This is a genomic window from Pseudoxanthomonas sp. SORGH_AS_0997 (assembly GCF_031453535.1).
Classification (GTDB): domain Bacteria; phylum Pseudomonadota; class Gammaproteobacteria; order Xanthomonadales; family Xanthomonadaceae; genus Pseudoxanthomonas_A; species Pseudoxanthomonas_A winnipegensis.
In genome coordinates, this window is record NZ_JAVIZI010000001.1 from 1,750,447 (window position 1) to 1,763,566 (window position 13,120).

11 protein-coding genes are annotated in these 13,120 nt (G+C 69.3%); 4 read left to right on the plus strand and 7 right to left on the minus strand.

What is annotated here, in order from left to right; all coding sequences use genetic code 11:
• Positions 1-53: 53 nt before the first annotated feature.
• Positions 54-2,081, plus strand: a complete 2,028-nt coding sequence (locus tag QE438_RS07790) for a M13 family metallopeptidase (RefSeq protein WP_306991312.1) — start codon at positions 54-56, stop codon at positions 2,079-2,081.
• A 72-nt stretch (positions 2,082-2,153) separates the two neighbouring features.
• Here QE438_RS07790 and QE438_RS07795 read toward each other — a convergent pair whose 3' ends face one another.
• The 4 genes from QE438_RS07795 to QE438_RS07810 form a co-directional block, all read right to left on the minus strand.
• Positions 2,154-2,819, minus strand: coding sequence for a rhomboid family intramembrane serine protease (locus QE438_RS07795; protein ID WP_130521239.1), 666 nt, complete (start codon positions 2,817-2,819; stop codon positions 2,154-2,156).
• Positions 2,820-3,069: 250 nt separating this feature from the next.
• A complete protein-coding gene (locus QE438_RS07800; RefSeq protein ID WP_306991309.1) occupies positions 3,070-3,417 on the minus strand; it encodes an MGMT family protein in 348 nt (115 codons plus the stop codon).
• A gap of 704 nt (positions 3,418-4,121) precedes the next feature.
• On the minus strand, positions 4,122-5,246 hold the full coding sequence (locus QE438_RS07805; RefSeq protein ID WP_130521234.1) for an inorganic phosphate transporter: 1,125 nt from the start codon (positions 5,244-5,246) through the stop codon (positions 4,122-4,124).
• Between the two features lie 108 nt (positions 5,247-5,354).
• Complete coding sequence (locus tag QE438_RS07810; RefSeq protein ID WP_130521232.1) at positions 5,355-5,981, minus strand: DUF47 family protein; 627 nt, start codon at positions 5,979-5,981, stop codon at positions 5,355-5,357.
• Between the two features lie 274 nt (positions 5,982-6,255).
• Between QE438_RS07810 and QE438_RS07815 the strand changes: the two genes are divergently transcribed.
• On the plus strand, positions 6,256-7,572 hold the full coding sequence (locus QE438_RS07815) for a hemolysin family protein (protein ID WP_130521230.1): 1,317 nt from the start codon (positions 6,256-6,258) through the stop codon (positions 7,570-7,572).
• Positions 7,553-8,182, plus strand: coding sequence for an exopolysaccharide biosynthesis protein (locus QE438_RS07820; protein WP_165402969.1), 630 nt, complete (start codon positions 7,553-7,555; stop codon positions 8,180-8,182). The genes QE438_RS07815 and QE438_RS07820 overlap by 20 nt, the downstream gene beginning before the upstream one ends.
• A gap of 26 nt (positions 8,183-8,208) precedes the next feature.
• Here QE438_RS07820 and QE438_RS07825 read toward each other — a convergent pair whose 3' ends face one another.
• The 3 genes from QE438_RS07825 to QE438_RS07835 all read right to left on the minus strand — a co-directional run bounded on the left by QE438_RS07825 (position 8,209) and on the right by QE438_RS07835 (position 12,099).
• Positions 8,209-10,281 (minus strand): GGDEF domain-containing phosphodiesterase, encoded by a 2,073-nt coding sequence (locus QE438_RS07825; RefSeq protein WP_130531856.1) that lies wholly within the window; start codon positions 10,279-10,281, stop codon positions 8,209-8,211.
• Positions 10,282-10,331: 50 nt separating this feature from the next.
• Complete coding sequence (locus QE438_RS07830; protein WP_130523075.1) at positions 10,332-11,216, minus strand: phosphate/phosphite/phosphonate ABC transporter substrate-binding protein; 885 nt, start codon at positions 11,214-11,216, stop codon at positions 10,332-10,334.
• 100 nt (positions 11,217-11,316) lie between these two features.
• The gene (locus tag QE438_RS07835) at positions 11,317-12,099 is read right to left on the minus strand and encodes an RNA methyltransferase (protein WP_306991307.1); all 783 of its coding nucleotides are present in this window, start codon (positions 12,097-12,099) and stop codon (positions 11,317-11,319) included.
• A 163-nt stretch (positions 12,100-12,262) separates the two neighbouring features.
• Between QE438_RS07835 and QE438_RS07840 the strand changes: the two genes are divergently transcribed.
• Positions 12,263-13,090: an inositol monophosphatase family protein gene (locus QE438_RS07840; RefSeq protein WP_130535887.1), complete on the plus strand. Its 828-nt coding sequence runs from the start codon at positions 12,263-12,265 to the stop codon at positions 13,088-13,090.
• Positions 13,091-13,120 lie beyond the last annotated feature (30 nt).

The window sequence follows — 13,120 nt, forward strand, 5'->3', positions numbered from 1 at the left end:
GATCACCGGCGCATTGCTAGAATCCGCGCCTTCGACCACCTAGAAGTCTCAAGATGACGCCTTTGCGCCACGCCCGTACGCCCTCCCTGCTCGCCCTGGCCCTGCTCGTCGCGCTGGGCAGCGGCGATGCCTTCGCCCAGAAGAAGTCGAAGAAGGCGCCCGCCAAGAAGGCACCGGCGGTCAGCGCCGAGTGCACCGATTTCTACGCCGCCGCCAACGCCGACTGGCTCAAGGCCAACCCGCTGCCGGCCGGCGTGGGCGCCATCTCCGCGCTGGGCAACATGCGCGACTACAGCCTGCAGCAGCAGAAGGCGCTGCTGGACGGCGCCATGCAGTCCCCGCAGGGCAACGTGCAGAAGCTGCTGGGCGACTTCTGGGCCAGCGGCCTGGACGAGGCGGCCGTCGAGGCCGACGGCGCCAAGCCCATCGCGCCGCTGCTGGACCGCATCAACGGCATCAAGAAGAACAAGGACGTGCCGGCCGCCATCGCGGCCCTGCACCAGGTCGGCATCCCGGTGGCGTTCAACTTCAGCCCGGACGTGGATCTGAAGGCGCTGGACCGCCACATCGGCTACTTCATGCAGGGCGGCCTGGGCCTGCCCGACCCGGCCTACTACACCCGCGGCGACGCGCCCACGCGCGAGCTGCTGGGCCGCTACCGCGCTTACGTCAAGCAGATCCTGGCCCTGACCGGCACCCCGGCCGACCAGCTCGACGCGCAGTCGGCCCAGGTCATCGACCTGGAGACCCGCCTGGCCACCGCCTCGCGTCCGCTGGAGCAGCTGGCCAACCCGTTCAACAACTACGCGCCGGTCCCGGTCGCCGACCTGAAGAAGCAGTACAAGGCGCTGCAGCTGGCCGACTTCCTGCAGGCCCAGGGCGTGAAGGACGACACCGTCTCGCTGGCCGATCCCAACCTGTTCGCGCAGCTGGACACGCTGGTCAAGAGCCTGCCGCCGGAGCAGTGGAAGGCCTACCTGCGCTGGCGCGTGGGCGATGCCATGGCGCCGTACCTGGCCAAGTCCTGGCGCGATGCGTCCTACAACTTCCGCGGCCGCGTGCTGGAAGGAAAGACGCAGCCCGACGAGCGCTGGGTGTCGGTCCTGGAGGCGATCAACACCGCCGCCGGCCCGATGCTGGGCCGCGAATACACCGCGCGCTACCTGCCGCAGACCACCCGCGAGCAGGCCGACGCCATCGCCAAGGGCGTGCGCGACGCGCTGGATCGTGCGCTGGACCGCAACGCCTGGATGAGCCCGCAGGCCAAGACCGAGGCCAAGGCCAAGCTGGCCAAGCTGGATATCGAGATCGGCGCGCCCAAGCGCGATCTGGATTACACCGTGCAGCCCATGGGCCGCGGCAGCTTCGGCGGCAACATGCTCATCGCCAGCACCTGGCGCCACCGCGAGGAGATGAAGCGCATCGGCCGCGGCAACGCCGAGCGCCGCTGGAACGTGCTGCCGCAGCAGCCGGCGCTGGCCTACGACCTGGCCCAGAACCGCCTGATCGTCACCGCCGCGGTGCTGCAGCCGCCGGTGTTCGACGCCAAGCGCGATGTGTCGGCGCTGTACGGCGCCTTCGGTTCGCTGGTCGGGCACGAGATGACCCGCGGCTTCGACGCCAAGGGCCGCATGATCGACGCCAGCGGCCAGCTGCGCGACTGGTGGACTCCGGCCGATGTGACCGCCTGGACTGCCCTGGGCGCGCGGGTGACCAGCCAGTACAACGGCTACGCCTACCCGGGCCTGACCGCCACCAACGTCAACGGCACGCTGACCCGCGACGAGGACCTGGCCGACCTGTCCGGTGTGGAGCTGGCCTGGGACGCCTTCAGCGCCGCCCAGCCGGCCGCCAACCCGGGCGCCAAGCAGACCTTCTTCCGCAGCTGGTCGCAGCTGTGGGCCCAGCAGGTCGCCCCGCAGGAGGCCACGCTGCGCCAGGCCAGCGACACCCATGCCCCCGGCCCCGTGCGCAGCGATGCCACGCTGCAGAACCAGCCGGAGTTCGGTGCGACCTTCGAGTGCAAGGCGGGCAATCCGATGGTGCGCCCGGCGGCCGAGCAGATCGGCATCTGGCGCTGAGCGGCTTCGCTTCCTGAGCAAAGAAAAACGCGGCCCCCGGGCCGCGTTTTTCTTTTGCATCTACGCCTGGCGCTATCGCACCACGCGGAAGCGCGAGTTGCCGCCGCGCCCACCGCCACGCTTGAACGGCGGCTGCCCGCGCCAGTAGCGGATCAGCAGCCAGCCGAACAGCATGCCGCCCAGGTGCACGAAATGCGCCACGCCCGGCTGGCGCCCGGTGTAGGCGAAGAACAGCTCCGCCGCACCGTAGATGATCACCAGCGTGCGCGCCTTGATCTCCATCGGGATGGGAAACACGATCATGCGCTGGTTGGGGAACAGCATCCCGTAGCCCAGCAGCAGCGCGAAGACCGCGCCCGATGCGCCCAGCACCGGCACCGGCGGCTGGCCCTGCATCAGCAGCAGCGTACCGACGATCACCTGCAGCACGTTGGCGCCGACCAGGCTGACCAGGTAGTAGGTGTAGAAGCGCTTCTGCCCCCACACCATCTCCAGCGCCGAGCCGAACATCCACAGCGCCAGCATATTGAAGAACAGATGCGGCAGCCCGGCATGCATGAAGCCGGCGGTGACCAGCTGCCAGGGCATGAAGCCGGCCCCGTCGTAGAACTGGCCCGCCCCGATCGGCCACAGCAGCAGCCGCGCGGTGAGCGCATCGGGCATCACCATCTGCAGCAGGAACATCGCCACATTGGCGATCAGGAGCGCCTGGGTCGCAGGCTGCAGTCGCGGAAACATCGAAGGCCTCGAAGCGGGAGTGGGAAGCGGGACGCATGATACGTGCGGCCGGCTGAGCGCTCGCGCAAGCCTGTGGGGTGCCAGGGCCGGGCCGGACCGTCAGTTGGGCATGCGTCGCGCCGGCGGTGGCGCCCTTCGCGACAGCGGCTCGAGACGCGCAGTGTGTCCTCTGCACGCGAGGGCCAGCCCCGCGTAAGACGAGGTCAGCCAGGACTGCCGGGTGGCCGGGAAGAAGGCGCGGCGCCTGGACTCAGCCGATGCCCCAGATCTGCTCGTCCACGCTGGCCGCGGCCTGCTGGCCGACCACCTTGCCCTTGACCACGCGCACGCCCTCCGCGCGCAGCCGCTGGCTCTGTTCGCGCCAGCCGCGGCTGCCTTCCTCGAAGGCGATAGAGCCGTCCGAGCGCAGGATGCGATGCCAGGGCAGATCCGGCGCGCCGTGCTTGCGCAGCACCTGCGCGACCAGCCGCGCCCGGCCCGGCAGCCCGGCCCGCCGCGCGATCTCGCCGTAGGCCGCCACCTGGCCTGCCGGCACGGCGCGGATGGCCTGGAGGATGGCGGTGGCGCGCGCTTCGGGGGTGGAGAGGTCGGGGGGCATGGGCTGGAGTTTAGCCCTGCCCCGCAGCTGGGTTTAGGTGTTACGGCGTACGCTTTCCTGAAAGCAAAAGCTTTCGTGCGGCTTCGCCGCCCGGCCTACCTTTCTTTGCTTGTGCAAAGAAAGGTAGGCCAAAGAAGCGCTTTTCCACAGACGAATGTCTGGTCAAGCACACCCTGGCGGTCGGCTTTTCGCTACGCGAAAAGTCCGCTCCGGTCGCCGGGAATTTTTGGAAGGGACATCCATGTCCCTTCCAAAAACGACGCGCGTCCTGCGCGTCGCCCTTCGGGTTTGACCCGTCGTCCTCCGCCCGACCTCAAGGGAGGGGATAGAGCAACAGCAGAAGCAAAAACCAAAGCACGACGGCTTCGGCTGTTGCGGTTGCTTCTGCTTTGGACTTTCAGATCCCCGTGAGGCACGGCGGAGGGGCGAGGACAAGACCCGCAGGGCGCCGCACAGGGATGTGCGGCGTTTTCCGAGGGGACAGGATGTCCCCTTGGAAAATCCCTCGCCCCGGAGCGGACCTGCGCGCAGCGCAGGCGTGCCGTCTCGGGGCGTGTTTCTTTGCCTACCTTTCTTTGCACGAGCAAAGAAAGTAGGTCGGGCCGCGAAGCGGCACGAAAGCCTTTGCCGTTGCGATTGCCTTCCCAAAAAAGAAAACGGGAAGCTAGAAAGCTTCCCGTCACCGGTGCACAAAGCCAACAGGCTTACGCCCAACCCACCCGCTGCAACCCCCACAGCAACCCATAGGCGATCGCCCCGGCGGCCGGGATGGTCAGGATCCAGGCCCACACGATGCGCTCGATCACCCCGATCTTCAGCGCCTTCGGATTCTTGGCGAAGCCCACGCCCATGATCGCGGTGGAGATGCTGTGCGTGGTCGACACCGGCATGCCGAAATGCGCCGCCACGGTGAGGATCGTGGCCGAGCTGGTCTCGGCCGCGAAACCGTGGATCGGGTGCAGCTTGACCATCTTGTGGCCGAGGGTCTTGATGATCTTCCAGCCGCCCGAGGCCGTGCCGGCGGCCATCACCACCGCGCAGGTCAGCACGATCCACAGCGCCACATCGGCGCTGCCGGCGCCCGCCTGCGGATGCAGGAAGGCCAGCCACGGCGGCAGATCGTCCAGCGCGCCGGTCTGCTGGGCGCCCATCAGGGTCAGGGCGATGATGCCCATGGTCTTCTGCGCGTCGTTGTGGCCGTGCGCATAGCCCATGTAGGCGGCCGAGGCGATCTGCGCCTTGCCGAAGAACGCATTGACCCAGCGCGGGCGCGCCAGGCGGCGCAGCGTGCCGCCGGCGCGCGCCATGCCGGCGATGATCGCCCACAGCAGCAGCATCACCAGCACGCCCAGCACGAAGCCGGCGATCGGCGAGGTCACCATCGGCACGAACACCTTCCACAGCAGGCCCTTGTTCTTGACCCAGGTGCCGGCGCTCTCCGACCAGATCAGCGCGTCCCAGTTGTTGTGCGCGGCGGCCAGGGCCGCGCCGCACAGGCCGCCGATCAGCGCGTGCGAGGACGAGGACGGCAGGCCCTTCCACCAGGTGATCAGGTTCCAGACGATGCCGCCCAGCAGCGCGCACAGGATCACCTGCGAGGACGCGGCGACCACGTTGGTGTCGATCAGGCCGGTGGCGATGGTGGCCGCCACCGCGGTGCCGGTCAGCGCGCCGATCAGGTTGGTCACCGCCGCCAGGGCCACGGCCCAGCCAGGCGCCAGCACTTTGGTGGAGACCACCGTGGCGATGGAGTTGGCCGTGTCGTGGAAGCCGTTGATGAACTCGAAGATCAGCGCGGCCAGGATCACCACCAGCACCAGGGTCAGCATGGCGCGCGCTCCCCTGCCGGGGCAGGCAATGGGCGATGCAGGCGCGAGCCGGCGAGGCCGGCGTGCGAAGTCCCGGAGCCGGGCGGCATGACGTTCGAGCGCATGGGATCAGGAGTTCTTCAGCACGATCTGGTAGACCACAGCGCCGGCTTCCTGGCAGCGGTCGATGGCCTTCTCCAGGATCTCGAAGAACTCCTTGAGCAGGAACATCTGCAGGTAGTCCAGGCGGCCGGAGTAGATGTCCCGGTACAGTTCCAGCATCAGCCGGTCGGCCTCGTTCTCCAGCGCGCGCAGCTTCTCGTACAGCGCCGTGGTGCGATCCAGGTTCATCTTGGGCAGCACGTCGACCATGTCCTTCACCACGCCGGCGGCCTGCTCGAGCATGGCCGCGCGCGGGGCGAAGTCGATCTGCTCCAGGTGCTTGATCGCCAGCGAATAGCGGTCGGCGAACTTCTCCACCTGCTTGGGGATCTTGTGCAGCGCCGAACCGAGCGCCTCGATGTCCTCGCGCTCGATCGGGGTGATGAAGCTGTCCACCAGCGCCTGGCCGATCTTGTCCGAGGCCGCGCGCTCGCGCTGGCGGGCCAGCTTGAAGGCATTGAGCGCCGGCTGGCGGTCGCTGCTCTTCATCATCGCGTGCAGCGCCTGGGTGCTTTCGTGGGCCGCGTCGGCCGCCTCGTCGAGCAGGGTATAGAACTGCTGGCCGGAACCGAAAATCGTCTGCAGGGAAAACATGCGTCGCTCGCACCCACCGTCGCGGGAGGGACGGCCATCAGGGCGCGATTATGACAATTTCGTTTCGGCCGGGCAGCAACAAGCTTGTCAGCTGGGCGCAAGTCGTTGATCCGATTGCCTTACCGGCGTTATTGGCACTCACGTCGGGTTTGCTAGACTGCGCCGGCGCCCTGTACGGGGCGCATCTTATGGACGACGACCCTTATCCCCCCGCCGCCCGCGCGGCCATCCGCCGGACACGTTCCGCCCTGTCACCTGATGTGGAGGGCAAGCCGTGCTCGAGCTGCTGACCGTCCTGTTCCTGATCGCCCTCAACGCCTTCTTCGCCCTGTCGGAGATGGCGCTGATGACCTCGCGCAAGCTGCGCCTCAAGCAGCAGGCCATCGAAAGCCGCGGCGCGCGCGCGGCGCTGGCCCTGGCCGAGCATCCCGACAACCTGCTGTCCACCGTGCAGATCGGCATCAACCTGATCGGCATCCTGGGCGGCGTGTTCGGCGGCGATGCCATCGGCGCGATCATCGCCGGCTGGCTGGACGGCTGGTTCCCGGGCCTGGCGCAGTACAACGCCCGCATCGGCGTGGCCACCGCGGTCACCCTGATCACCGCCGGCTATGTGATCTTCGGTGAGCTGATCCCCAAGCGCCTGGCGCTGACCAACCCCGAGAAGATCGCCGCGGTCGTGGCCCTGCCGCTGACCGGGCTGCTGCGCATCTCCAAGCCGATCGTGGCCCTGCTCGGCGCGATCAACCGCGCCGTGCTGCGCCTGCTGGGCATCAAGGACGATGCGCGCCAGGCGGTCACCGAAGAGGAGATCCGCATGCTGGTGAGCGAGAGCCACGAGCAGGGCGTGATCGACGACGACGAACGCAACATGGTCAACCGCGTGCTGCGCCTGGGCGACCGCACCGCCGACAGCCTGATGACCCCGCGCAAGCGCATCGTCTGGCTGGACATCGCCGCGCCCTACGAGCAGAACCTGCAGACCATGCGGCAATCGCAGTACTCGCGCTTCCCGGTCTACCGCCACAACGACCAGGACGTGGTCGGCGTGCTGGAGGTCAAGTCGCTGCTGGACCGCATCGCCGACCATTCGCCGGAGCTGTTCACCGACCTGCGCAAGGCGCTGTTCGTGTCCGAGTCCACGCATGCCATGAAGCTGCTGGAGATCCTGCGCGAGGAGCAGCAGTCCCTGGCGCTGGTGGTGGACGAGTACGGCGAGATCCAGGGCATGGTGACCCTGAGCGACCTGATGAACGCGGTGGTCGGCCGCCACCACCAGATGGCCGAGAATCCCGATCCCAAGGCCCTGGTCACCACTCGCGACGATGGCTCGCTGCTGATCGACGGCTCGCTGTCCACCGACGACCTGCGCGAGCTGCTCGGCGGCGTGGCCCTGCCCGACGAGCAGGAAGAGGACTACTACACCGCCGCGGGCATGGTGATCGAGCACTTCGGCCGCATCCCGCACGTGGGCGAGCACTTCGAATGGGCCGGCTGGCGCATCGAGGTGGTGGACCTGGACGGCGCGCGCGTGGACAAGCTGCTGCTGCAGAAGCTGGACGACGCCGACGATGACGACATCGTCGGCTGAGTCGGGGGCCGCCACCACGCGCAGTCTGCTGGACGAGATGGCCCGCGGCGATCCGAACGAACGCCTGCGCCTGGTGGACCTGCTGGCCGATCTCCAGCAGAGCGCGTTCGGCATGCTGCTGTTCATCGGCGTGCTGCCCTCCTTCATTCCCATCCCCGGCGTGGCCGGGGGCCTGAGCGGTCCGCTGGTGATGCTGGTCGGCGCGCAGCTGCTGCTATGCCTGCGCAAGCCGTGGCTGCCGCGCTTCATCGCCATCCGCGGCCCGATGCGGCACTCGGTGGTGCGCTTCCGCGACGCGCTGGCCAAGCCGCTACGCTGGCTGGAGAAGCTCGTGCGCCCACGCTGGCCGGGCATGCTCGACAGCCGCCTGGCCAGTGCCTTCACCGGCCTGCTGCTGTTGCTGCTGGGCGTGCTGCTGGCGCTGCCGATCCCGTTCACCAACTACCTGTTCGGCCTGCTCCTGCTGCTCTATGTCTTCGCCCTGCTCGAGCGCGACGGCATGCTGCTGCTGGCGGCCTGGGTGCTGGGCGCGGTGGCCATCGCGGTGTTCGGCGTGGCCTCGGGCAATCTGGCGCACATGGTGATCCATCAGGTGCAGCGGCTGTTCTAGCCCCGCTGAGCGGGATCCCGGAACGCTCAGGCCAGCAGCTGCACGAACTCGCTTTCGTTGAGGGGGTAGCCCAGCCAGTAGCCCTGCGCCAGGTCGCAGCCGCGCTCGCGCAGCAGGTCGAACTGGCCCTGCTTCTCCACGCCCTCGGCCACCACCGCGATGCCCAGCGAATGGGCCATGGCGATGATCGCGCTGGTCAGCGCCAGATCGTCGTGGTTGCGCTGCAGGTCGGCCACGAAGCTGCGGTCGATCTTGACCCCGTCCACCGGCACGCGGCGCAGGTGGCTCAGGCCCGAGAACCCGGTGCCGAAGTCGTCCAGCCACACCTTGACCCCGGCACGATGCAGCTTGGCCAGCATCTTGCTGGCATGGGCCTCATCGCCGATCACCGCGGTCTCGGTCAGCTCCAGGTGCAGGCGGCCGGCGGCCAGACCGGTCTCGCGCAGCACCTCGGCCACCAGTTCGGGCAGGTCGCCGCTGCGCAGCTGACGCGGGGAGACGTTGACCGACACGAACGGCGCCTCGCCGCTGGCGATGCCGTTCCAGCGCGCCGCCGCCGCGCAGGCCGCGCGCAGCACGCGCGGGCCGATCTGTTCGATCAGCCCGCTCTGCTCGGCCACGTCGATGAAGACCATCGGCGAGACCGCGCCCAGCTCGGGGTGGTGCCAGCGCAGCAGGGCCTCGGCGCCGACGATGCGGTTGTCGGCCAGCCGGTAGATCGGCTGGTAGACCAGGCTCAGCTCGTCGCGGTCCCAGGCGCCGCGCAGTTCGGACTCCATGCGCACGCGCCGCTCCACCGCCTGGTCCATGGCGCGGCTGTAGAAGCGGTAGCAGTTCTTGCCGGCCATCTTGGCCTGGTACATGGCCACATCACCGTTCTTCATCAGCGCCGTGGCGCCGGCGGCGTCCTCGGGGAACAGGGTGATGCCCACCGAGGTGCCCAGGAACACCTGCCGGCCCTGCACCATCAGCGGCTCGCCCAGCGACTGCACCATCGCCTCGGCCAGCGCGGCGGCCACCGCGCGCACGTCGCCGTGCTGGATCAGGATCACGAACTCGTCGCCGCCGAAGCGCGCCACCATCGCCTCGTCGCCGCCCAGGCGCTCGACCACCTCGCGGATGCGCGTGGCGAAGTGCACCAGCACCTCGTCGCCCGCCTCGTGGCCCAGCGAGTCGTTGACCCGCTTGAAGTCGTCGATATCGGCGAACAGCAGCGCCAGCTGGCGGCCACCGCCGCGCACCAGCAGCATGCGGTGATCCAGGCTCTCGCGGAACGCCAGCCGGTTGGCCAGCCCGGTCAGCGCATCGGTATAGGCCATGCGCCGCACGTCCTTGTCGTGCCGGGAGATGCTGTCGCTCATCTCCGAGAACGCGCGCACCAGTTCGCCGACCTCGTCCTCGCGCGCGCTGACCGGGCGCGGCACGTCGTAGTCGCCCACGCCGATCGCGCGCGCCGACTGCGCCAGCGCGCGGATCGGCCTGACCAGCGTGCGCTGCACGTACCAGGCCATACCCACGCCGACCAGCAGCAGCGCGCCGAGCAGCATCACGATCCAGCCGGCATGGCGCCGGCCCAGCGCCTCCAGGCGCTCGCGCAGCAGCTTGGAGGCGCGCTCCTCGCTGGCGCGCACCGAATCGAGCGAGTAGCCGATGCGCACGCCGCCCAGGCGCGAATCGCCCAACTCCACGACCCGGGAGATCTCCACCACCTTCTCGGTCCACTGGGTCAGCGGCGCGCGGCTGGCCAAGGCGCGCGCGGCCAGCGGGTCGCGCATCGGCTGGCCGTAGGAGGCCATGTCCCAGGAGCCATCGTTGACCACGTTGCCGGCTTCGTCGAACACCAGCACATAGGCCACGTCCGGCTGCAGGGTGGCCTCGCGCACCAGCACGCCGATGGCGTCCAGGTCCGAGTAGTACATCGGGTTGGCCAGCGAATCGGCCAGCTGCTCGGCCATCGCGCTGCCGCGGCGGGTCAGGCCTTCGGCGGCCATCGACTGCACCGCCTGGCGGCCCAGGGCATCGACCTCCTGCTGCATGGCGTGCTGGCGCTGCAGCAGCACCGCCAGCAGCAGCACGATCATCAGCAGCGTCACGCCCATCGCCAGCGAAAGCTGGGTCTGCAGGCCGAAGCGGGTGCGCCGGCTCAGGTTCACTCGACCTGCTCGCGCACGCGGGCGCCGGCCTGGCGCACATGCTCGAGCGCCTTCAGCGCCGGAGCATCCAGTTCGAGGAAGCGCGTGGTGCCGAAGAAACGCTTCAGCGCATCGCGCGCCTGCGGATCCTGCGCGGCCTGCAGCAGCACCTGGCGCAGGCGCTCGCGCACCGCCGGCGACAGGCCCGGCCGGACCATCTCCAGCGCGCGCGGGAAGTCGGGCGACTGCGCCAGCACGCGCATGTTGCGGCGGAAGGCCAGCGGCATGCGCCGCTCGTCCTTCCAGTCCAGATCATTCAGCGCCCCGGCCTCGACCATGCCCTTGTCGACCCAGGCGGCGATGTTGAATTCCGAGCGCGCGAACACGTAGCCGACCGACTGCGCGTCGGGCCGGTCGCGCGGGGAGAGCAGGATTTCCAGTGGCAGATGCGCGTCGAGCAGCATCGAGGCCGGCACGATGTAGGAGCTGGTCGAGCCCACGCCCTGCAGCGCGATCGACTTGCCGCGCAGATCGTCCAGCGAGGTCAGGCCCGAGTCGGCCCGGGCGAAGATCAGCGTGTGATAGAGGCTGGCGCCGCCGCGCTCGGTCAGCAGCAGCGGCTGCGCGCCGGTGCGGCGCTGCAGCTCCACGCCGGTGCCCGAGGTCTCGGTGACCCAGTCCACCCGGCCGCGGCGCAGGTAGCTGCTCATCTGCCGTGCGTCGCGCGCCATCAGGATGCGGCCGCCGGTGATGCCGACGTCGCCCATGCGCGCCACCACATAGTCCAGCAGCGGCTTGAGCTGGGCGTAATGGGCCTTGGGATTGTCGCTGATGCGTCCCAGCACCAGCACGTGCGGATCGTCCTCACCCGGTGCCGGGGCGGCCCGCAGGGGCATCGCCATCGCCGCACACACCAGCAGCACGCCAAGGAGCCAGTAGCGCAAACGGGGACTTCCGCAATGGAGACGCGCCAGCCTAGCTGACTTTGACATCACCGGACAATCACGCGGCTCCTGCCTGGCCGGCCAGGCGCGCCATGCGCTGGCAGTCGGCCAGGATGCCGCGCAGCAGGCGTACTTCCTTTTCGTCCAGGCCCGCGCGCAGGTACAGGCGGCGCAGCTTGCGCATGGCCGATTCGGGCGCGCGGCCCTTGTGGAAGTCGACCTGGTCCAGCGTGTCCGCCAGCTGGGCGAAGAAGCCTTCGAGCTGGGCGTGCGTGGCCGGGGCCGCGCCGGGATCGGCCTGGTCCGCCCCCGCCGGCGGGCTGGCGTCCTGGGCTTCGCGCAGCGCCAGGCGCGTCTCGTAGGCCAGCACCTGCACCGCCGCAGCCAGGTTGAGCGAGCTGTAGTCGGGGTTGGCATCGATGTGCACGGCCGCGTGGCACAGCTGCAGCTCCTCGTTGGTCAGCCCCGTACGCTCGCGGCCGAACAGCAGCGCCACCGGCGCCTGCCGCGCGACCCGCGCCAGCTGTGCGGCCGCCTGGCGCGGGCTGTGCTCCTCCAGCTGCACCCGGCGGCTGCGCGCGGTGCAGCCCAGCACCAGCTGACAGTCGGCGAGCGCGGCGGCCAGGTCGTCGGTGACCAGCGCATCGGCCAGCAGGTCGTCCGCGCCGGCGGCGCGACGGAAGGCCTCCTCGCGCGGGTACTTCTCCGGCTGCACCAGGACCAGCTGGGCCAGGCCCATGGTCTTGAGCGCGCGCGCGGCGGCGCCGATGTTGCCGGGATGCTGGGTGCCGACCAGCACGAAGCGGATGCGCGCGGCGGCGCTGGAATCGATGGTGTCCATGCCGCGATTTTAGGTGTTCGCGCCCTCATCCGTCCTCCCCGCACACCCCAGGACAGGGCCCGCGGCCGAGGGCAGTGCTAGAATGCGCGGTCCGGCCGCCGCGCCGGCCTGCTCTTTCCATCTGCCGCGTACCACACGCCCCGCCTGACCGAGGTCGCTTCGCATGCTCAATCCCGTCGTCACCGTCATGACCAAGGCCGCGCGCGTCGGGGGCAATGTGCTGCTGCGGAGCATGAACAAGCTCGAGAGCCTCAACGTGGTCCAGAAGGACCGCATGGACTACGCCAGCGAAGTCGATGCCGACGCCGAGAAGGCGATCATCAAGGAACTGCGCCGCGCCTACCCCGAGTACGGCGTGATCGGCGAGGAAGGCGGCGTGCTGCCCGGCAAGAACCCGCGCTACCACTGGGTCATCGATCCGCTGGACGGCACCAGCAACTACCTGCACGGCTTTCCGCATTTCTGCGTCTCCATCGCGCTGGTGGACAACGGCGAACCGAGCGATGCGGTGATCTTCGACCCGCTGCGCAACGAGCTGTTCACCGCCAGCCGCGGCGCCGGCGCGCAGCTCAACGAGCGCAAGATCCGCGTGTCGGACCGCAAGGAGCTGGCCGGCGCGATGCTGCACACCGGCTTCCCGCCGCGCGAGCGCGCCCGCGTCGGCGCCCAGCTCGAATGCGTGCGCGAGCTGCTCAACCACGCCGAGGACATCCGGCGCACCGGCTCGGCCGCGCTGGACCTGGCCTACGTGGCCTGCGGCCGCGCCGACGCCTACTTCGAGGCCGGCGTGAAGGCCTGGGACATCGCCGCCGGTGTGCTGCTGGTGCGCGAGGCCGGCGGCAAGGCCAGCGACTTCAAGGGCGCCGCGCTGGCGCGCATGGACGACGGCACCAAGGCCGAAGGTCGGCAGGTCATCGCCGGCAACCTGCGGGTGGCCGATGCGGTGCAGAAGGTGGTGGCGCAGTCGGGGTATGCGGCGGCGTTTGCTTGATGGGGTGTGCGGCCTTGGTGCTTCAAGGCC

Coding starts and splice junctions, on each gene's coding strand:
- QE438_RS07800 (WP_306991309.1), bottom strand. CDS start 3,417: ATGCCCCCCGACCTCTCCACCCCCGAAGCGCGCGCCACCGCCATCCTC.
- QE438_RS07835 (WP_306991307.1), bottom strand. CDS start 12,099: ATGGACACCATCGATTCCAGCGCCGCCGCGCGCATCCGCTTCGTGCTG.
- QE438_RS07830 (WP_130523075.1), bottom strand. CDS start 11,216: ATGGCGATGCCCCTGCGGGCCGCCCCGGCACCGGGTGAGGACGATCCG.
- QE438_RS07825 (WP_130531856.1), bottom strand. CDS start 10,281: ATGGGCGTGACGCTGCTGATGATCGTGCTGCTGCTGGCGGTGCTGCTG.
- QE438_RS07790 (WP_306991312.1), top strand. CDS start 54: ATGACGCCTTTGCGCCACGCCCGTACGCCCTCCCTGCTCGCCCTGGCC.
- QE438_RS07805 (WP_130521234.1), bottom strand. CDS start 5,246: ATGCTGACCCTGGTGCTGGTGGTGATCCTGGCCGCGCTGATCTTCGAG.
- QE438_RS07795 (WP_130521239.1), bottom strand. CDS start 2,819: ATGTTTCCGCGACTGCAGCCTGCGACCCAGGCGCTCCTGATCGCCAAT.
- QE438_RS07820 (WP_165402969.1), top strand. CDS start 7,553: ATGACGACATCGTCGGCTGAGTCGGGGGCCGCCACCACGCGCAGTCTG.
- QE438_RS07810 (WP_130521232.1), bottom strand. CDS start 5,981: ATGTTTTCCCTGCAGACGATTTTCGGTTCCGGCCAGCAGTTCTATACC.
- QE438_RS07840 (WP_130535887.1), top strand. CDS start 12,263: ATGCTCAATCCCGTCGTCACCGTCATGACCAAGGCCGCGCGCGTCGGG.